We start from the raw sequence: 22,095 nt of genomic DNA, 5'->3' as shown, positions 1-22,095 counted from the left end.
ACTTGGAATGATCTTTACAGAGACAACCACATCGCAATAATGCATTTGCGACAAGTTAATTGATTTTCATCATTATTGGCAAGAAACAAGATCGATATTCCTCGAATCAACGCGGAAGATGTTGCGGCCATGGCGGAAGAACGTCGTCTCGCGCAGGCTCGCTCCGCGCTGCGGATCGCAGAAACGGAAGGGGCCGGTCAACTGCGTGACCGGTCCCTTCCTTCCTGCTCCCTTGTCATGAGGTGTGACAGGCAACACCTTGCATCACACGGCATCCTCCCTGCACAAGCCGGGACGATGCCGCCACAAGGGCTGGTCTCAGCAGTCGCCGGCACCTCCCCTCAGGGTGACCTTCAGGCCGGTCAGCGCCGCCAGGCTGGACGACTCGCTCTTGCCGCCGCCCAGAAGGCTGGCAACCCAGTCGTCATCACTGAACTTGACCGGCATTGCGCCAAGGGAAGCACTGCCGTTCCAGTCGATGGCAAGGCCCTTGTGGTCGCCGTACACGCTGGAGCCGCCGAGACCGACGACCACGATCTGGTCTTTGCTGCTTGCCTGCGGCAGGCCCGCGACCGACTCGATCACCAAGGAAGCGGAGCTCTTCACTCCGTATCCATATCCATGACCGTGACCATGGCCGCAATTGTCATCGTCGTGGTCCTTGCGGACTGTGAGGAAGACCGTTCCCGTGATGACCGCCTTGCCGTCAGTGACCGTGTATGTGAAGCTGTCGGTACCGGTATAGCCCCTCGCCGGACGATAGGTGTAGGTGCCATCCTTCTTCAGCGACAAGCTGCCGTGCGCCGGATTGCCTGCGGTGATGGTCAGACGATCGCCGTCGGCATCGCTCACCAGCTTGCAGAGGTCGATCTTGACGCTGCCATCCTTGTTGACCGACAGGCTGAGGTCCCTGGCGACCGGGTCGGCATTGGCGATGCCAACGGTCAGCGTGAATTCCTGCTCGGTCATACCGCCCTGCCCGTCATCCGCCAGCAGGCGGAAGGTATGGTTACCAAGGGTTGCCGCATCCCACACCAGCTTGCCGGTGGACGCATCGATATAGGCGCCTGCCGGACCTTCCAGCAAGCGATACGTGATGCGGTCGCCGTCCGGATCAATCGCTTCGCTGTCGTACACGAAGCGTCCGGCGCTGGTCGAACGCAGGCCCTTGGCGACAATGATGGCGTCGTCATAGTCCTTGTCGCCGCCCTGCGGCAGGTCTTCCCAGCGCAGTGTGAAGTTGCCGCTCTCGTCCCACGAACCGCGCAAGTGGTCGACGCAATCCGCATTCGCGCTCGCGATGGAGAAGTAGGCCGGCGGCGCCTTGGTCAAGGGTGCACCGAGCGGATGGCGGTTGCGCCATTCGCTCGTGGAACCATTGGCCACGAGGTAGAAGCCGACGTACTGTCCGGCGGCCACCTGCAGGGTGTTGCTGGCGCCTTCCGTCTCACCCGACCTGAAGATGATCCGTGCACGGTCGGCTGACATGGCCGCTTGTGCATAGCCCCTGTCACCAGGGCGCAGGTTGCCGATACGGCCGCTCGCGTCATCGACCAGGAACAGGCCGATTTCGTTCTTGAACGAACCGTTGCGCTCTAGCCAGCTGAAGTCCAGCGTGGTCATGGTTCCCGGCTGCCCCGGCACCACGGCGACAGAATCCCCCCACTTCTGCGGATCGAGCAGGTCGAAACGGGCCGGCGGCGTGGTGGTCCAGACCGGCGCGTCATTGAGCGACTCGACCGTGATGACGAGTGTTGCCAGGTTCGACTCCAGCACGCCATCGCTGATACGGTAGGTGACCTGGTCGCTGCCGGCAAAGCCAGTATTCGGCACATAGGTAAAGCTGCCATCTGCATTGGCGACCAGGCTTCCGTGCAACGGGCCATCCACGATCGTCACAGTCAGGTTGCTGCTGTCGATGTCGCTGCCATTGGCGGCCAGCGAAAGTGTCAGCGGTACATCCTTGGTGGTCAGCGCACGCGCATCGGTCGCGACAGGTGCATCGTTCACCGGATCAACGGTGAGGAGCACCGTTGCTACGTTGGAATCGAGCTGGCCGTCGTTGAGCCTGTAGGTGAAGCTGTCGCTGCCGAAGAAGTTGGCCGCAGGCACGTAGGTGAAGGTGCCGTCGGCATTCACCATCAGCGTGCCGTGTGCCGGACCGCTTACGATCTGCGCCGAGAGCGGTGCAGCTTCAGCGTCACTGCCCTGCGCACGCAAGTCGATACGCAGCGAACCATCCTCAAACAGGCCGAGTGCAACATCGCCAGCCACCGGCGCATCATTCACTGGTGTAACCGTGAGGATCACGGTCGCAACAGCGGAGTCCGCCTGACCATCGTTCACCCTGTAGGTGAAGCTGTCGGTGCCAAAGAAGTTGGCGTTCGGCGTGTAGGTGAAGGTGCCGTCGGCATTGATCACCACTGCGCCGTTCTGCGGACCGGCTACCAGCTGCAGCGTCAATGCGTCGCCATCCACATCGCTGGCCATCGCGAGGACCGGAATCGTGGCTTCGCTGTCTTCCGGCAGCGTGACCGCGTGGTCAGCGACTACCGGTACATCGTTGACCGGCGTTACGTTCAACACCACTGTCGCCACGTTCGACTCCAGCTCGCCATCGCCGATGACGAAGCTGAAGCTGTCGCTGCCATGGTAGTTGGTGGCAGGCACGTAATTGAACGTGCCGTCACCGTTCGCGGTCAGCGTGCCATGGACCGGCGCATTGACGATGCGTACCGTCAGGTTCGCACTATCGATGTCCGTTGCCAGACCCAGGAGGTCGATTCGCACTGCCGAGTCTTCTGCTGTAGTAACCACAGCATCGGCAGCCAACGGTGCATCATTCACTGGTGCAACCGTGAAAGTCACGGTCGCGACAGCGGAGTCCGCCTGACCATCGTTCACCTTGTAAGTGAAGCTGTCGGTGCCGAAGAAGTTGGCATTTGGCGTGTAAGTGAACGTACCATCGGCATTCAGCACAACCTGGCCATGCGCTGCGGCAGCAACCAGCGCAACCGTCAACACATCTCCATCGATATCGCCGTCATTGCCCAGCACATTGATGCGAGTTGCCACATCTTCGCTGGTCGTGACCGCATCGTCCGCCGCGACCGGAGCATCGTTGACAGCCGCAACAACCAGGCTGACAACCGCCGTGGTGGTCTCGCGGCCATCGGTGACCGTGAAGCTGACGCTGTCGGCGCCGAAGTAGTTCGCATCCGGCGTATAGGTGAAGCTGCCGTCGGCGTTGACAACCACTGTTCCATGCTGCGGCTGGCCGACCGTGATGACGAGAGCATCGCCATCGACGTCGGACGCCTGCGGCTGCAGGCTGAAGGTAACAGGCTGGTCTTCATCCAGCAGCAGCTGCACGTCGCGTGCCACCGGTGCGTCGTTCACCGGAGTGACGCTCAGCCTGACCGTCGCCACGTTGGAATCCAGTTCACCGTCGTTGACACGATAGGTGAAGCTGTCTTCGCCGTGGTAGTTGGCGTTCGGCGTGTACAGCACGCTGCCATCGGGATTGATCGTCAGCGTGCCGTGCGCCGGGCCGTCGATGATGCTGACCGTCAGCACAGCACTGTCGACGTCGCTGCCGCTCGGCAGGAGATCGATGCGTGCAGCCGTATCTTCCGCTGTGGCGGCAGCAATATCGGCCGCCACCGGAGCATCGTTGACCGGATTGACAGTGATCGTGACCACCGCCACGCCCGACTCGGCGCTGCCATCATTGACCCGATACGTGAAGCTGTCGGTGCCAAAAGCGTTCGTCGCCGGCACATAGGTAAAGGTGCCGTCGGCATTGAGCGTGACGCTGCCATGCTGCGGACCATCGACCAATGCAACAGTCAGCGTGTCGCCATCAACATCGGCGATCGCACCGCGTAAGTCGACGCTTGCCGCCTGGTCTTCGTCAACCGTGACGCTGACGTTACCCGCAACCGGCGCGTCGTTGACCGGAGTGACGGTAATCACGACTGTCGCCGGTTCCGAATCCAGAGAGTCGTCGTTCACTACGTAAGTGAACTGGTCGGCACCGTGGAAATCGGCGTTCGGCACATAGGTGAACGTGCCGTCCGCGTTGACAGTTAGCGTACCGTGCTGCGGGCCGGTGACGATGCTCTGCGTCAGCGTGGTGCTGTCCACATCGCTTGCCAGCGGTGCCAGGTCGAGCACTAGCGGCATATCTTCCGCCACGGTGAACTGTCCCTGCTGCGCTACCGGGGCATCGTTGACAGGCGCGACCGTGATCGTGACCGTGGCGACGTTCGAATCGAGTGCACCATCGCTCAGCATGTAAGTGAAGCTGTCGGTACCGAAGAAGTCCTTGTTCGGCACATAGGCAAAGCTGCCATCGGCGTTCACCACTACCGTGCCGTTCGCCGGTGCAGCCACCACCACCGGATGGAATCCTTGCAGGTCCGCATCCAGGTCGTTGGCAAGTGCCGCCACCTGCAGAGGCAAGTCTTCCTGCGTAGCGACCGCATCGTCCACTGCGACCGGCAGGTTGCTCAGTCGTACGTTGCGTACGCTGACCTCGCTGTCGGCAGCGCCGAAACCGATCAGGTCGAGCGAGAAGTTGACCGCCGTACCCGCAGGAACCGATGCCAGGTCGATGCGATAAGTCCTGCTGCCATCGGCATTGTCCCTGCGCGTCACGCCTTGGGCTGCAAACTGGTTTCCGTTTGCCTGCAGGTTCAGGAGCGAGTCGGTACGCGACAAGCCGATATCGGAGAACAGCGACGCGCCGGTTGCTGCGTTCAGCAATGCCGCTTCGAATGCATCATCCGGGCCGCCTTCGCGATCCGTCAGCGCCACTCCGCTCACCGTGAAGCTCAGGTAGCGGTCGTTCGGACCGACCAGGAAGACTTGGCTCAGGCGGGTCTGTCCTTCAACTGCCTCCTTCAGGACCGCCGTGCCGTTGTCGATAGTGACGCTGCCGCTGCTGGTCCAGCCCTCGGCAGCCTCGAAGCTGCCGTTGGTCAGGGTGGCATTTGGTGTGCCGTGGTACTCGATGGCGCCAAACTCCACATTGCCGGAAACCGCTCCGTTCGACACGCTGGTCGTGCCCGGCTGCTGTACGGCGCCGTCCAGATAGGCGCTGGACAAGGCAGGTCCGGAGGTCGCCTGCAAGTCTGCCATTTCATTGATGGACGGCAGGCGGCGCATGCCCTGGACGAGTTGCATGTTCATCAGGCCGGGCTGGCCGCTGGCGCTTGCAACATCCTCCAGGCCGAGCACGTGGCCCATCTCATGCATCAGCACGGTCAGCAGGTCATAGCGCCCTGCCGCTGCGCCACCTTCCAGCGCCCCGAGTGCGGACGGCGTTCCCGAGAACTCCTCGTTGCCATACGGTGTCGCATCAACGAACCAGCCCTTGCCTGCTGCATCGAGGTCGATCTCGATCCTGGAATTGCCGCTGCCATCGGTGCCGGTGTAGCCCAGGGCATTCGCCGGCAGGTTCTTGAAGACGATTTCCGTCGCCTGCAGGCGTGCGCGCTGCTCGTCGGTCAGGCCGAGCGCATTCCAGTAGCTGCGTGCCACGTCAACCAGCGCCGCTGCCTGCGCCACGCTGAAACCGGCGCCTTGCACTGCGGTGCTGGCGGTGGAACCGGCTTCTTCCGGCGTTCCGGCCAGCGTCTCCATGACGGTGCCGTCGCTGCGCCGCTGGAAGACCACGGTCGGCTCGCCATTCGTGACCTGGATCACGGCGTAGAAGGAATCCTTGCCGCCGTCATCGTCTTTGACAACCACCATGACAGTGTGTTGCCCGTTTTCCAGGTCGGCCTCGAGTGTCAGGCCGTCGGTTTCCATCGTCTCGGTACCGCCGAAATACCACTCCGCGGTGAACGTGTCGTTCACACCCGGATCTTCGACAGCGAGCGTCAGCAGGACCTTCCCGTCCCCTTTGGTTGCCGCCAGGCTCTGGATGGCCGGAGGCGCGTTGCTTACGGCAATGGTTCTCGTGCCGGTTGCCAGCACGGTTTCGCCTCCGCTCACCGATACCAGCTTGAACGTCACGAGCATGACCCCTTCGGTCATATCCGCTACGCCGTCGTCCGGGATCTGCAGCTGCACCGAGTACACGCCGTAACCCTTGCTGCTGTCGAGCGTGACCGGGACACGCTGGACGACGCCATTCCACGAAACATCCATGAACAGGTTGCCGTAGGACGGACCCATCACGGTGCCGGACAGGGTAATGGTGTCACCTTCCGTAAATACCTCGCGGGCCGTTCCGTGCTGGTAAGAGAACACGGTCGGCGGTGTGGGCTCGTAGTCCGGCGTAGTGATTTCCGGACCGGCAGGCGGTGTCTCCGGGTCGTACACGGCAAAACCGATGACCTGGGTGGCTTCGCCCCTGTCGTCGTCCATTACCTTGATGACGGCGCGATAGGTGCCCGCCGTCGTCACGCTCACCGCCGGACCGGTGATGCTGCCCCCGCCGGTACCCAGCGTGCCTTCGCTGAAGGCGACTTGCGCGCCGGTCGGCCCGTAGATCGTCCAGGTGTAGGTAAACGTATCTTCCACGCCTTCGTCGGCGACAGTCACCGAGGGCGCGAAGGTGCTGCCTATCGGCCCGCTCTGCCATGCCGACGGCGTTACCGTCGGCAGTACGTTACGGATGGTGATGTCGGCGCTCGTTTCAACGTGGCGGTCCGCACCCTCCATGTCGTCGTCGCGTACCCTGACCTTGACCTTCTTGATGTCTTGCGGTGTGCCGGTCGGATCGTCGTCCTTGTACAGGTGCTTCAGTTCCACGACCCGGGTCGACGTGGTGATTTCCTCCGGCGCCTGGCCGTCGCCCCAGTCGACCAAGATCGTGTAGGTATCGGCCAGCGAAGGATCGGTCAGGCGGATGGTCAGGTGGGCTTCCTCGCCTTCGTGCAGCGTGGTGCTCTTGAACACCAGCTCCGGCACCGGATCGAGGTTGCTGATCGTCAGCGGCAGGTCACGTACCGATTGCCCTCCTTCCGCATTGGTCGCAGTGATGGTCACCGGATAAGTGTCCTCCGCCGTGCCGGTAGGATCATCATCGGCGAACTTGTGCGTGAAGCTGAAGGAACCGCCCGCCTTGGGCAACAGCAGTACCGTGGCCGGTTCCGTCGGGCTCCACTTGATATGCAGCTCGATCGGGCCGTCAACCTGGCTCAAGGCATTGGTCACCGTACCCGAAATCGTGACGCTGTCACCTTCGATGATCTGGCTGCGGCTGAGGGTGGCGTTGATCACCGGTGCCGGAGCATTGCTCAGGCGCACGTTGTCGATGGCGACTGATTGCAGAAGGTTCAGGCCCGGAACGCTGGTTCCGGTGTACTTGAATCCGATCTGGCCGATCTTGCCTTTCAGGGCACCAAGCAGTGCGCTGACCCTGATCGGCGTGCGTGGATCGGTATCGGAAGTGATCGCAACAGTCCTCAGCGTGATCTCGTTGCCGTTTTCGTCGATGCCGAACACTGTCAGCGTACCCGGCAGGGTCTTCAGGACGTCATTGACGATGGACGATGTCGAGTTGTTGATCGGGATGTTGCCAGGTAGCAGGATGCCGCTGGCCATCGCCTTTTCGACGTACGAACTTGGCGTGAACTCGAAGCTGATGCTGTCGTACTCCGGCGCAAACAGCATCCGGTTGTGCACCAGCTTGCTGCCGCTGCTCAGGTTGTAGGAGTAATCACAGAACTCGGACGCGAACTTCAGGACCATACCGAGGTACTCGTCCCAGCCGTCCTTGCCCAATCCGGCAATGGTTCCCTTGGTGATATCGACAGCTCCCTTCAGGCCCAGCTTGGCCATCAGTGCGGCCAGCTCGACAAAACTCTCCTGGAAGCGCTTGTCCCTGGCAAGCTGGACAAGGGCCTCGACCGTTCCGCCTAACGCAGTGGCAATGTTCTCGATGGTCAGGTTCTTGATGATCAGGAAGTCGAACTGCTTCTTGATTTCATCCTTCACCTTGCTGATTGCCCACTGGATCTTTTCCACAGCCTGTGCTTCCAGCTGGAAGCCGCTGGCAGCCGCCGCGATCTTGTCGATGCTGAGGGTCATGTTCAGGTTGAGGCCCTGGAATGCACCGCCGCTGCCGCCCTGCATCGACCAACCCGGGATTTCGAACCATGCGGCCGCGGACGGATTCGGGAAGCGGCCCAGGATCGCGTTCTGGCTTTCCTCGAAATTGCCGTTGAAGACCGTCGGAATCACCTTGTCATGGACGCCGGCCTCGTTGTCGGCATCGCTGCTGACCGGGGTCGTGTCGGTGACCGGGATCCATGAGGATGGGTTGGCGCCGCCCTGCACGGAATGGGCCCATCCACTGAGGATCCCTTCCCAGGTCGCGTAGTAATCGGTCTCGATCGCCGGCGGATTTTCCTTGCCGTCGAACTCGCCGCGATACCACGGCAGGCCTGCGACGCTGTCGGTCCAATCCGCCGGTCCGAGCAGCGACAGCCAGCCGGCGGTCGGTTCCACCTTCTCGGCTTTCACGTCCGACATCTTGCGCCATGCAAAGTTGACGGCCCCACCCATAAGGTCGCCATAACGCGAGGTGTTGAGGTCCACCGTACCCATGTACCAGTTCTGCACGCGGGAATGCGGAAGCGCCATGCCGCCAAGCAGCCAGGTGGTCTGGTCGCGTTCGAACAGCGCTCTGCCGTCCAGCTTGAGGTTGATGCTGGCATTGGTGATATGGCGCCCGTTCGGCGTCATGGTCATGCCCTTGAAACCGCCGCCGTCATAACCGCCGGTCGGCGTCTCGCGTGCCGAACCGACGTCCTTCCCGTATTCCCTGAAATCACCGCCGGTACCCAGGGTCTGGTAGTAGTTGTCGGCAAACTTGACGTTCTGCCAGACCGTCACATCCGGATCCTTGAAATCACCGAAGTTAATCTTGTTGAGGCCGAAGATATTGGATGCGATCTTGCCGCCGGTTGCCAATGCGGAGAGCGAGCCGAAGAACGCGGCGCCGGCCGGGCCCGACATGGCGGTGAAGGTCTTGAAGATCGCCGAGGTGTAGTCCAGCAAGTCCGCCAGCGGAACATTCAGCGAATCCTGCACGAAGTCGTGCGGGTCGAGGCTGGTCATGTGGACATTGCTGATGTCCGACTTGAACGTGCCCAGGCGCTGGACGATTTCACTGTTGACCGCGGTTCCCCGGCTGTGACCGATGAAGTGCAGCGGCGAATTAAACACCTTGCCGCCGGACTTCTGGTCCAGACTCCACAGGCCGGCGAAAATCGCGTCCGCTGCCGCTTCGCCGAAGCCGCTGTCGCTCAGGGACGACTCACCCTCCCAGTTTGGCACGATGATCAGGGGTTTGCCGACAAATGCATTCAGGTTCGCCTCAGCAGTGAGGATCTTCCAGTTTGTCTTGTCGATCTGTACTGCCTGCAGGAACTTGCCTGTCTGCGGGTCCTGCACGACGATCACACCGCCGTTCTTCGACGCGATCTGGGTCGCAATCTGGAAGGACGCGGTTTCAATGATCTTTTCCGCGCTGCCGAAGGGCTGGAAGCCGTGCGTCACCACGGTCACCGACGAGAAGTTTTGCTGGGAACTCACCGGATTGACCTTGAAGCTGCTGGTTTCGCGCTGCACGCGGCCATCCTTCGTCACCGCCTGCACACCCCAGTAATAGGTCTGACCGGCCGTCAGGCGACGGTTGTCCGGCAACTGGAAGCGGATCGTTTCGGTGCCCAGATTTTCGCCAAAGACCTTGGTCAGAATACGGTTACGGTTGACGTCGAAGTCCTCCAGCTCGACGTTCCAGAGCAGGTAGTCCTCGGTATCCCTGATGACACGGCCCGGATTCAGCGGGTCCTGCAGCGGATCGTCCGGGAACAGGCCCTCGCCCGGCGGCAGGATGCTGACGAACAGCTGCATGCTTTCCACCGCGGTGCCGTTCAGGCCCCAGGTGAACTCAGGCAGGCCGTTCTCGGCGCGCAGGTTAGGCGTCAGCAACTCCAGGAAGCTGGTGTTGGGCGCCATGTCGTAGATCGTTTCGTCCTCACCCAGCTCGTACTTGTTCGGCAAGACGACCAACGGCGCACTGATCCCGCCAAAGCTGCGGTCAAACGGAGTCGGTGCGACCGCCGTCGACTGCTTGCTGATGGCGCGCAGTTCGGCAGCATCGAGCAGTTCGCCCAGATTCCATTCCAGCCGGCCATCGGGAATATCGAAGCCGTTGCCACTGACCGAGGCCCACAGTGTCTGGCCGCTGTTGACTACCTGCAGGTTATAGATGGAGCTTTCAGTGAGTGGCGAGGTGGTGCCCAGGAATTCCGGCTTGTCGCCGAATGGATCCTTGATGACGCCGACCTTGCCGCCCCACAGTTCCTTGGCCGCATAGCTCGGGGTATCCGAGCCCTGCTTGGTCACCCACAGGTTGTAAGGCATCCAGTCCGCCACCAGTGCGTACTCAACGCCCTTGTACCTCACGGTCACCACGTCGACCGGGATGGTGACGTTGGTATCGAAAATGACGTGCGTCTGGACGAACCGGGTATCGGTCGGACGCGAGGACGACATGCGAATCGTCTTCGCATCGACGCCGGTCAGCTTGCCATCATCATCGATGTCCACTTCGACAGTGAACAGGCCGAAGCGCTGGTGGTAGCTGTCGACGCCGGTAAAGCGCAGCTTGTTGTCGATCCTGCCGACAGCGGTGATATGGCGTACCGCCTTGAAGTCGATGGTATTGCTGGTCATGCCCGGGACATTGGCTACGCCCGAAGTGCGGGTGACCGAAATGTAGCTGTCGCCCTCGGTCGCCACCAGCATGCCGTGGTTTTCCGGATTCTCGATGCGGTCCAGGTTGATGATGCCAACGCGATCGCGGCCAGTCACCGCGAGGTAGCTCTCGCTGCTCGTTTCAATCACGGCAACCGAGCTGTAGCCATCCGCCGGTGCCGGATCGGGCAAGCCGATGGTCTTCGCTTTCAGGAAGTCCGGATCGCGCGCATCGATGTTGATGCGCCACAGGTGCGCCGTGCCGCCGGCGGTCATGTCATAGGACTGCTCGGCCGCATACAGGTACTTGCCCGAGACCGCGAGATGCAGGCGCTCCGCCGCCCGTTCGGGCAGGGTGATGGCATTCACCATCTTCAGGGAAGCGCCGTCCATGACGTAGATCGTTCCCGCAGGGCCGGCCACGAACATGAGGCGATGACCTTCGCTGAACACCATGCCGGTGGTGGTCCAGTCGTAGTCATTCTGGCTGGTCGTTTCGCCGGACGGTCCACGGTATTCCAGTTCCTGGATGACCGTGCCTTGGCGAATCAGCTCGATCTTGTCGGTCTTGGCAACCGCGCTGAAATCGCTGCGGCCCTTCATCTCGAGCGAGGCCACGTCACCGTTGGCAACCCACTTTACTTCGGGTTCTGTCGTAAGGACCATGCGCTGCACCACGACATTGTGCAGGCTGTATGCCACGCCTTCCGGCACGTCGATGTCGACGCTGCTGGTCGAACCGCTCACACTGACATCGACATACTTCCAGAGCAGCATACCTTGCTGCTGCTGTGTCCTGCCGTCCCAGCGTTCAGTCGCTGTGCTTTCGCCATTGGAGTCGATACCAAGGTCGTCGGCGTTCTCCGGCGCGATCCAGATGCGCAGCTTGGTCTGAATGTTCGGTGTGACCGGGTTGACGGCATTCTCAATGTCCAGGTGGAGCTTGCCGTTGAGGAACTCCATTCCGGTAATGGTCGGACTGAGGGCGGCCGACGGATTGCTGCTCGGCGGCGCCGGCGGAACATCCAGCGTGACATTGCCGTTCGGATCAATGTTCTTCGTGATTTCCTGTACCTGGTAAACCCCGGGCAACGTGACTTCATACGAGAAGAACGGGCTGGCCAGCGAAGCGAGCGCGGCGTTCAGCGAGACGCCAACCATGATACCGGCCAGGCTGGCACCTCCCCGCATCGCCATCTGGGCGTTGATCCACGCCATGTTGCCGATGGCCATGATGGCCGGATCGACACCGCTGATCCGCATCGTGCCGCCGCCGGTCTGGCGGTTGAGCTTGGCCACGGTGTAGGTGCCGGCCTTGACGCCGAAGTAAGGCGGGCTTGCGGTACGCGCGACGCCATCAGTGCCGACAAAACCATTGTCCATCACCAGCCAGACATCCTTGGGATTGCCATTGATGTCGGGCAGCGTGCCGCGCCGCAGGAACAGCACTTCTTCGCCTGCAGTGACGCCGGCCATGTCCTGCACCGGAATCGCCAGCTGCACCGGTGCCTCGTTGTTACCGCCACCGAAATCGAGCTTGAAGGCACCGATCGTGCGCATCACGTCGGGCAGTGCCGTTTCCATGCCGGTCACGGTCTCCACGTCCGCAAGCGCGATGCGCTCGATGCTGACCACGGTGTCCTGGACCAGCGCACCGGCACCGATCATGACGGTTTCGCCGGTTGCCGCTGCGACGGAACCGCCATCCTCGCGGCTCACGACCACGCCTGACGGCGTGGCAGTACCCGGGTCGTTGTCGACGAGCTGGGCTGCGTCGATGGTCAGGCTGATGTCGGTCTGGCCGATAGCCTGCATGACCACATTGCCGTTTTCATCGAGCACGCTGGTCAAGTGCACCACCGAGACGATGGCACGGCCCGCCTTCAGGGCGGTAATGAGGCCATCTTCACTCACGCTCGCAATGCTCGGATCGGAGACCAGGTAGCGCGTGCTGCGATGCAGTGCCTGGTTGGAAACATGAACATCCACGCGCTCGCCGGTGCGCGGATCATCCGCATGCACCTTCAGTTGCCTTGTTGCGCCCGGCACCAGTGCCAGCGTGCCGGGGTACACATCCACCAGCACCTGCGGAACGCCAATGGTGGCGTCCACAAGGTCGCCAACGCGGCGCGGAATGGTGACGATCTGCGGGTTGATGATGGTGGAGGCCTGGATGGTCCTGCCGATGCCGTCGGTACGCGACACAAGGATGTGCGCCGGGCTCAGCGTGGTGACGCGGATACGGTCGTTCGCATCGTCGATTTCGACCGGGTTGGTGACGACTGCGCCCATGCCGGCCATGTCGCCCAAACTGACATTGAAGTAACTGGCGTCGCTGATGACCACGCCCTTCTCGTCTTCGAAGTCCGCCACTGCGGAGACCACGGCGCTTTCACCCATGCGCATTGCCGGCAGGCTGGCCAGGTGAATTGCCAACAGCTTGGCGCCGCTGACATCGACCAGGATTTCAATCGGTGCACTTTGCGAGAATCCGTCATCCGCCACTAGCGTGATGCGGGCTTGTCCGCTATAGCCTGCCTCGGGCGAGAAGCTTAGCGTACGGCCGTCCACGCTCAGTGCGGCGCTGCCATGGCTGACGCCTGCAATGCGCCAGAACACGGTATCGCCTTCGAGATCCTCGGCAACGCTGCTCAGGCTGGTGCGCATGCCGAGGTCGGTATGCGTCTTGAGCTGCGGCTGCGCCGCGGCAGGCGTCGGCGCCTGGTTGGCCTGGAAGCCGGTGTTTGCAAGCAGCACCTGACGGTCCTGAGCATTAAACTGTCCATCGCCAGTGATATCGGCCTTGCTGTCGCCGGCAAGTGCCGCAGCCTGCCATTGCTGGCTGTCTGCGCCATCCACCTTTCCATCGCGGTTGAGGTCGCCGGCGACGCTGACACGTACGCTGGCGGCGCCGTCGGCGCCATGGAGGCGGATCAGCTTGACGCCATCCACGATGGCACGTACCAGCAGCGTCGTCTTGCCGTTGACGCTGGCCGTACCGAGCAACTGGACGCCCGTCACGTCGATCTGGGCGCCTGCGGGCAGATCGGCTTCGATCGCATAGATCACCGCGCCGGCACTGCCCGGTACATGAACTGCGGATGCAATTTCACTGGCACGCACTGCAAAGGAGATGCTGGTGGTACTGTCGGCGCTGACGTTGCCGTTCCATGTATTGGTCGCGGAGGCGCCTTGCCAGTTGACGGCAGCGCCGAGGCTGGCCGTGACCGTGTCACTGAGCAGCCCACCTTGCGAATCGTACGCGTAGGCCTTGCCGGTGCTGCTGCCATCCATTTCACGTGCCAGGATCAGGCGACCGATTGCGTCATAGCGATAGGCAATGGCGGCCGGCTGTCCCGAAGCATCGCGGTAGGAAACGCGGTTGATCCGCCCTTCGGCATCGCGCTGGAAGTCGATGCGGTCAAGCACGTTGCCATTAGTGGCGACGATGCCGGCATCGGAGACCAGCCAGCTTGCGCCATCGGCGAAACTGATTTGCGTGACATTGCCGCGCGCATCCAGCGTGTAACGCGTTCCGTCCGGCGCGGTCAGCACGAATGCGGTCGGCACCCATGGCAGGCCGGTCGCCTGGCTGTACAGGTATCCGCCCTGGCGGACGACAGGGTCGCCGAGCACATTGGAAGCGAAGGGTTCGGATCCGCTCCAGGCTCGCAACTGCCAGCCCTGTGCGTTGGTGAAGACCGGATAGAACACACGCGGTGCGCCCACGCCCTGCCCTGCCGGTGCCTGCGTGCCTAGCGTGAAGGAGAGACTGGTCAGTCCCGCACCGGCGGTCGCAAGTTGTGCCGGTACCGTCAGCCAGACGCGCGCACCTTCGCTCCAGGGTGCGGTTGCGCCGGACGCGGTGGTTGCCGGCTGGTCGGCGGTCAATTGCGTCGAAAGCAGCGGCAGGTTCCAGTTGCCGAAGTCGCCCTGTCCCTGCATCACCTCGCTCCATTCGCGGGTGAACGCGAACTGGTGACCGCCGAGCGTCGCGGTGAAGTCGGTTTCCGGACGTGCGCCGAAGTTCTTCTCCGCGCTGTCGACGATCACATGCGTGTTGAGTTCGGTGGAACGGCCTGCGACATCGAAAGCCACCAGCCGCAGCTGGTACACGCCGTTGGCAAAACGGCGCGGATCGATGGTCGCCAGGCTGACCTGCCCATCGAGCTGGGCTGATTTTCCGTCCTGCGATGCGAGCAGCGTCCATGCATCGGAATTGGCCGGAGCAATACCAAGCTGCCAGCCGAGCAGTTGCAGTTCGGTGATACGTGCAGCGAGGTTCGACAGATCCGAGAGCACCACCGGGGCGCCGGATTCAGTCGATCCGGTCAGCGCACCCGCCCAGCCCAGTTGCGGCGCCGCCGTATCGGCCGGGTCCTTGACCCGCAACGTCTGGACGTGCGTGGACACAAAGCCGTCGTTGTCGGTTGCGGTTACACGCAGTTCGATCAAGCCTGCCTGGGCAGGCACGATCTTCAGACGGCCAGCGCCATCCAGCGCGACCGGCTGCCACGCGCCGTCCGTGGCGCCCAGCGCACGCATTTCGACGGTAATGCCGGCAATGCCACTCCAGGCGTCGGCGCGCACGGTGGCGACGACAGCCTGCCCCGGCACAACCGGAGTAGACGGTGTGGTCGAAACCAGAATCTTCGGTGCGTAGGCTTCCGCTTCGGAAATAACGCGCAGCACAAAGGTGCTGGTCGTCACAGTGCGGCCATCGCTGACGCGCACCGTCACTGTCTGCTCGCCGACCTGTCCAGGACCAGGCGTCCAGACCAGGCGGCGGGTCTGTGCGTCATAAGACGCGCCTTCCGGCAGGTTGATGAAGCTGACAGCGAGCACCGCAGTCTGGTTCGCACCGTCCGCATCGGCGACGGTGATTCCGGAACCCGGGGTGCCGCCGAACTGCACCGGCAGCGACAAGGTGTTGCCCACCAGGACTGCATGGTTGGAGACCGCAATGGTTGGAGCACGGTTGACGTCGAGGACGCGCACCTGGACGGTCTGCGTCGTGACGGCCGTGCCGTCGCTTGCCTTGAAGGTAAAGGTATAGGCGCGGCTGGACTGTTCCGCGTTGTCGACGGTATTCGGACCGGGCGTCCATTCGAAACGGCCTGTGGCTGCATCGAAGAACACACCGGGCGGAGTATTGTCGTCGTACACCAGTGAGATCAGCGCAGCGTCGTTGTCGGCATCCACGGCCTGCACCTGGAAGCTAAGGGTTTCCCCTTCGTTCACCAGTTGCAGCGGCACCGGCTGGATGCGCGGCGTGCGGTTGACGTTCTGCACCGTCACTTCAATCGTGCGGGTGAATTTCGCCATGCCATCGTTGCCCGTGACCATGAAGCGCCACAGGCCCGGCGTACCGGTATTGCTGTCCTGGGCGGCAAACATGTCCGGCGTCCATGCCAGTCGTGCGTAACCCACAGCCGGCACATCAAGCTTCATGCCGCGCGGCAGCCCGGACGTGGTCCAGGTGATCAGGTCGGAATCGGTGTCCTGGCCGAACAGTTCGATGGAGAACGGCACCCCTTCACTTGCATTGACTCGCACCGGCGTCGCAGCGCCGGTATCGGCAACCACATTGCCGGTGACTTGCACGGCGAGCAGCTCCGGCGCCGCATTGGCGGCGCGGACGCGCAGGCGCAGGATCTGCGTGACCGTGTTCGGCACCGGATTCTGCGGCGTCGTGTAACCGCTTCCTGCAGGCGGCAGGCCGCTATCGCGCAGCGTGATCTCCACGTCGTGGTCGCCAAGGTCGTCGGCAACCGGCGTCCAGACCAGTGTCGCCTGGCCGTAGGAAGCGCCCGGCACCAGGACGGCGCCCGGCGGCAGGCCGGCGGCGCTCCAGGTGAGTGCGTCCTGGTCGGCGTCACTTGCCGAGAGTGCCAGCTGGAGCGTCTGTCCAACCACTGCAACGACCTGCTTCGGCGCGGTCAGCACCGGCGCTTCGGAGACGCTGCGAACGGTCAGCACGAAACTCTTCGAGTCGATCTGGACCTGGTTGACATCGCCGTCGCCGTTGTCGCGTGCAGTGACGGTGATGGTGTAATCGCCGCGATCACCCTCACCCGGCGCGAACCGGATCACGCCGGATACGCTGCCGTTCGCACCAGACCCATTTTGGGTATACGTGGCGAAAGACGGCAGTCCGCTGATGGTGATCTCGAGCGGATTGCCTTCGGCATCGAGCGCGCTGACCGGGATTTCCAGCACCGCGCCCTTGTCGACAAAGGCGTTCTGCAGTTCGCCCACCACCGGTGCACGGTTGGCGTTGGCCACCGTAATCGGGATGATGATCTGGCTCGAAGCGGGCGTGCCCGTGCCGTCGCCGTTGTCAGTTGCGGTCACGGTGATGTGGTAGGTGCCGGCCTGCCGGCGTCCCGGCTCCCAGACAATTTCCAGAGTTTCCTCGTCAAAGCTCGCACCTTCCGGCAAGCCCTGGATGTCATAGGTGACGGTCGGCGCAATGCCGGTCGAGCCGCCCTGCGCCGGCGTACCGGTCTGCAGACGGATTTTGGGTGCGAACGCCGGATTATCCGGGTCGAAGGCGAACACACTGATGCGCAGCGGCTGGCCCTCGAGCACGTTCCACTCTCCGGTTTCGACGAACACCGGCGCGCCGTTGGCGTTGAGCACATTGAAGCTGATGTCGCGCGTCACGCTGGTGGTGGTGAGCTTGCCGTTTGGCGCACGCCATTCGGCCACCAGGGTGACCGGAACGGTGAAGCTGCCGTGCTGGTTGAAGCCCGGCGTCCATTCCAGCCAGCCGGTGTCGCGGTTCAGGGTGGCGCCACCCGGCAGCCACGACGTCACGTAACGCAAGGTGACCGTCGTGCCATCCGGCTGGACCAGTCCGCCCGGCACGCTGCCAGCGAGTTGCAGCGAGTAACGGTCGCCTTCGCGCAGCGTCTGCGTGGCGATCGCCTGCAGTACCGGTTGCGGGCGGCTCTGCGCGACTGCAAGGTTGAACGTACGTGTCGAGGTGACGATGCCGTCGCTCGCCACCACAGTCAAGTTTTCATAGATGCCGGCCTGGTCGTGCGTCGGCGTCCAGGTCAGCACGCCGGTGGCGGCGTCGAACACCGCGCCCGGAGGCAGGTTCCTGAAGGTGATCGCGAGGTGATCGCCGTCCGCATCCGCGGCGGAGACCGGCAGGGTCAGCGTCTGTCCTTCCGCAAGGATGATGTTGCCGATGATGTCCACCACCGGAGCATGGTTGCCGCCATTGACCGGCACATGGAAACGCTTGGTGGCAACACCGCCACGGCTGTCCTGCACGCGTACGATAATTTCCGTGTCTGCCGCGGCGCCTGCGCCCGGCGTCCAGCGCAGGGTGGCGCGGGAATGATAACCGCGCTCGGACGGTGTGATGTCGGCGGACGGCGTGAGGGTGACGCCCGGGGGCGCCTGCACCAGCTGCCAGTGGAAGCGCGTGCCGTCGGCATCGACCGCCTCCAGGTTGCCGGTCCATTCCTGGCCGATGGTGGCTGCCGGCAATTCGACCGCGAGCGGCGAAGACGGATTGGTAATGCCCTGTACTGCCAGTTGCGGCGGCACGTTCTGCTGCGGCAAGGCATACACGCCATGGCCGAGTTCAGCCTTGACCAGGTCGGCCATGCCCGGATGGGTAGCGAACAGGCTGGCCGGAACGATCGTGACCGTGATGTTCGTCAGTTTTGCGCCGGCGACGAACTTGCCGCCGCTGGCCGCCAGTGCGGACGTCAGGTCGACGATCCATAGGCTGGACTGGTCACCGCTGCCTTGGGTCGCGTCTTGGATCTGGCCGCTGAACATGCGGTTCGGGTCGAGCAGCAGTGTCAGCGGACCCTTCAGGTCGTCCGTGCCGATATTGGTGATATCGATGTCGTAGCTGATTTCGCCGGTTGTGCGGTTGGCCCGGGTATTGGCGAAATCGAGCTTCACGCTGGTCGTCATGTCGAGCAGCGCAGTGAAGCGGAGTGTGTGGGTCTGCTTGAGCGGCATTTCCGCGCTGCTCAGCAATTGGGCGCCGACCTTCAGTTCATATTCGCCCGGCTGGACACCGGCCATGTCAAGCCACGCGGTGCGTGTCGCGGCATCCCAGCGCACGGCCTGCGGATGCAGGACGGCCGCGCCGGCAGCACCGATGACGGTGAGTGAGAAATTGTCCGGATTCAGCACGCTGCCCGCATCCGAAACCTGGCCGATCCACATGTCCTGGTCGAACACCACGCCGACCTGCGTCATCGGCACCGGTACCAGGGCGCCGTCGGCAATGGTGACCGACTTGACGAGCGGAGCCTGGCGCGGCGCGATCTCATCGATGCGATGAGTCTGTGCCACGAGGATATGGCCTTCTGCCGTCACCACGATGCTTTCGCCGCGCGTGCCGCCGCCCGCCACTTGCAGGGCGCGGCGCGTGGCCAGTTCGATCATCCAGACGCCGGACTGGTGCGGCGTGTTCTGCACACCGTTGACGACCGCACGCTGCTTCAGGTTGCTGGATGCCACCAGCACGCCTTCCAGCGGCGAACCCGCCTTGCCGAATGCAATGCTGTCGATGATGCCTGCCAGGCGGTATTCCAGCTCCGCGCGGCCGGTATTGGGTCCGCTCATCGGGAAGCTGATGATGTCCGTGGTCGGACTGACGCTAGCGGCAGTGATATCGCTGCCGCTCCAGCGCACGCCCCACAGGCGGCCGTCCGAACCGAAGGCCAGATCGCCGACGCGCTGCTTGCTGAAGCGGGTCCATGCCTGGGCGAGATCGGTTGCATCCGGATTGAAGATTTCGATGCCTTCGCCGGACGACACATAGATGCGTCCGGTCTCGGGATGAATGGCGAGTGCATGCGTGAGTGGCGCGTCGCCGGGGCCCTTGTAACGTTCGAGCACCGAGCCGCTTTCGACATCAACCAGCAGCAGTTCGCTGCCCGTCATGACCCACAGCTGGCCCAGCCTGTCGACGGCCATGTCGAGGACCGGCGAATCGAGCGTGAAGACCGGCGTCGTGCTGCGGCCGCCTTCCTTGCTGTAGCGATAGACCTTGTTGCGCTCCTCGCCTGCACTGACGAGGATGCTGCGATCCGCCAGCTCGACCATGGCGAGCGCGCCGATGTCGGCGTCGCCCGAGGTAAAGCCATCTGCGAAGCCGCGCAGGGTGAACGGCGCGAGAACCGTGCGCAGGTCACCGGTCTGCACGCTGGCCACCCGTCCGGGCAGCTGCTGCATGGCTTGGTCGAATAGCGCATTGTCGGCATAGCTGCGGTCGGTCGTGGCAACCGGCATCTCGGCAGACGAGGTGACGGTTTCGTTGGCGCCGATACCGTCCAGAACCTGCTGGCGCGCACCGTCGTCCGGCAGCACCGCATTGGAGACCGATGCCGCCTCGCGGTTACCCGCCAGGTCGGTGGCGACGGCAAGGAAGTCGTAACGCTTGCCGGTCTCGCCGGTGAACACGGCCTGGGTCTGGCCCGGTTCGACCTGGCGCAGCCATATCTTGAAGTCGCCGCCGTTTTCGGCGACGTAGACGGTCACCGACTTGACGCCGCTGGCGTCGTCTTTTGCCGTCCACTTGACGTCATAGGCCGGCGCCCCTTCCGTGTTGTTGCCGAGCGAGGTCACCGTCAGCGTGGTGACCGGCGCCGCCGCATCCAGCTTGGCGCTGGTCGACGAGCTCGCAACCGGAGGCGACTTGTCGAAGGTGATGCTGGCCGAGCTGATCACTTCCGCGCCGGATTTCACGCCGGCGGCGGTACGGACGGTGTAGCTGACGAAACCGCGCTTCTGCAACGAGGCATCGCCACTTGCGGCAGCAAGCAGGAGTCCGCGTACCGGATCACGCAGCACTTCGCCGGTATCCGGATCGATCGCCTGCAACAACCAGGTCGCGGTGCGTGTGGCCAGGTCGACGCCTGCACTCACGCGCAGGACGAATCCCTTGCTGCCGGTGAAGTCGAAATCGCCCTGGAAGTTGGCCCGGTCATCGGGAATATGGATGTTGATATCGCCGATCTTCAGGTCACCCAGGCGCAATGTGCGCGCATCGAGGTCCGCATCAAGCTGGGTGGTGATACGCAGCTCGCCGACCGCATTCGCGGAAGGATTGCCGAAGGCAATGTTGTACGGAAGCGCGGTCTCGACCGGCAGGTAGCTGTTGCCGTCGGCGCCCAGCACCGGCTGTGGTCCGCGCACGCTGACCAGGCCATCCGTTGCCGACGTTTGCTGGCGCGATTGCAGGTACTGCATCAGGTTCAGGCTGGCCGGACCGACCGGTTCGTAGTTGCTGTTCAACAGCCCGATCTGGCGCAGGTATTCGAGCTCGGCCTTGTCACCGGCGAACACGTTGAAATTGATGAAGTGCGTGTCCTGGGTGGCATTCAGGTCGAAGAAGGCCGGGTCCGCCATGTTGCCGACGCTTCCGCTCGTTGCCTTCATGGCTTCCGGATCGCCGGCCCAGCGCGCGGTGTCTCCATACCACTGCTGCACCTTGGTGAAGAAGCCAAGAATGTCACCCTGCGAACGATAGTTGTCGCCGCCCTTGCTCAGCAGGATGCCGCTGGCCAGCGTGGCGTTCAAGCTGATGACTTCGACGTTGTCCCGGATGGGCGGAGCTTCCGAAGATGGACGCAGCATGCCCGCAACTTCCAGGGCTGCAAGCCAGCCGGATACCCACTGTGCCTCGTTGGAAGCGAGCACCGTCAACGCGGCAGGAGAATTGACGTCGTTCAGGATCGCCATGCGCAGGCGCTTGGCGTGCTTCGTCTGGTCAGCAATGAATTCCTCACGCGTCAAGGGGGTCACTGCGCCGACCACATTGAAGCGGAACGGTAATGCCTTGGCTTCTGCCTCCGTAAAGTGGATCGAGTCAGGTCCCGGCGGCGACAGGAATTTCGCAGTCAGTCCCTCGGCAATCTTGTCCAGGTCCTGAACACCGCCGTCGAGCAGGCCTTGCGCCTTCCAGTCCGGACGGATCATGTACATCTTCTCGCGGAAGCCTTCGAAATCGTAGGCCAGCCATTCCTTCAGGCCCGGATAGGTCTGGATTTCGAAAGTCATCCCCGCAAAGCCGTTGGCAGCCACATCGAAGGCATAGCCCGGCGTCAGGTTGAAGCCGTTGGTGTTCAGCGTGCTGTCGAGGCTCGCCCACGGGATGTCGCTGCGTCCTGTTCCATTGGTTGGCGTCGGCCCGTAACCCTGCGTATTGGCAGAGTCGGCACGGGTCTGACCGTCAGGCGCGCCGCTGACATTACTCGTATAAATCAGGTAAGGCAGGTTGAGAAGACCCAGCATGCTGCCATTGCGGCCCATTTCGGGCGCGCCAAAATCGAAGCGCACATATGGCGTGTCGACGTTCGTCAGGCTCTGCAGCGAAACGCTGTAAGTGCCCTTGTC

The 22,095-nt window shown here is 62.8% G+C and carries 1 protein-coding gene (cut by a window edge); it reads right to left on the bottom strand.

Going from position 1 to position 22,095, the window contains the following annotated elements; all coding sequences use genetic code 11:
- Positions 1-318: 318 nt before the first annotated feature.
- Positions 319-22,095: the 3' portion of a tandem-95 repeat protein gene (locus ACYVIA_RS00720; RefSeq protein WP_460836921.1), read on the bottom strand. Its footprint extends 16,542 nt past the window's final position; 21,777 of the gene's 38,319 nt are visible here — the last part of the coding sequence; its start codon lies beyond the right edge, outside the window — the gene reads right to left on this strand; its stop codon occupies positions 319-321.

This window comes from Noviherbaspirillum agri (genome assembly GCF_054780595.1).
The sequence above is the reverse complement of the archived record's forward strand: the minus strand, read 5'-3'. Positions and strand labels throughout refer to the sequence as shown.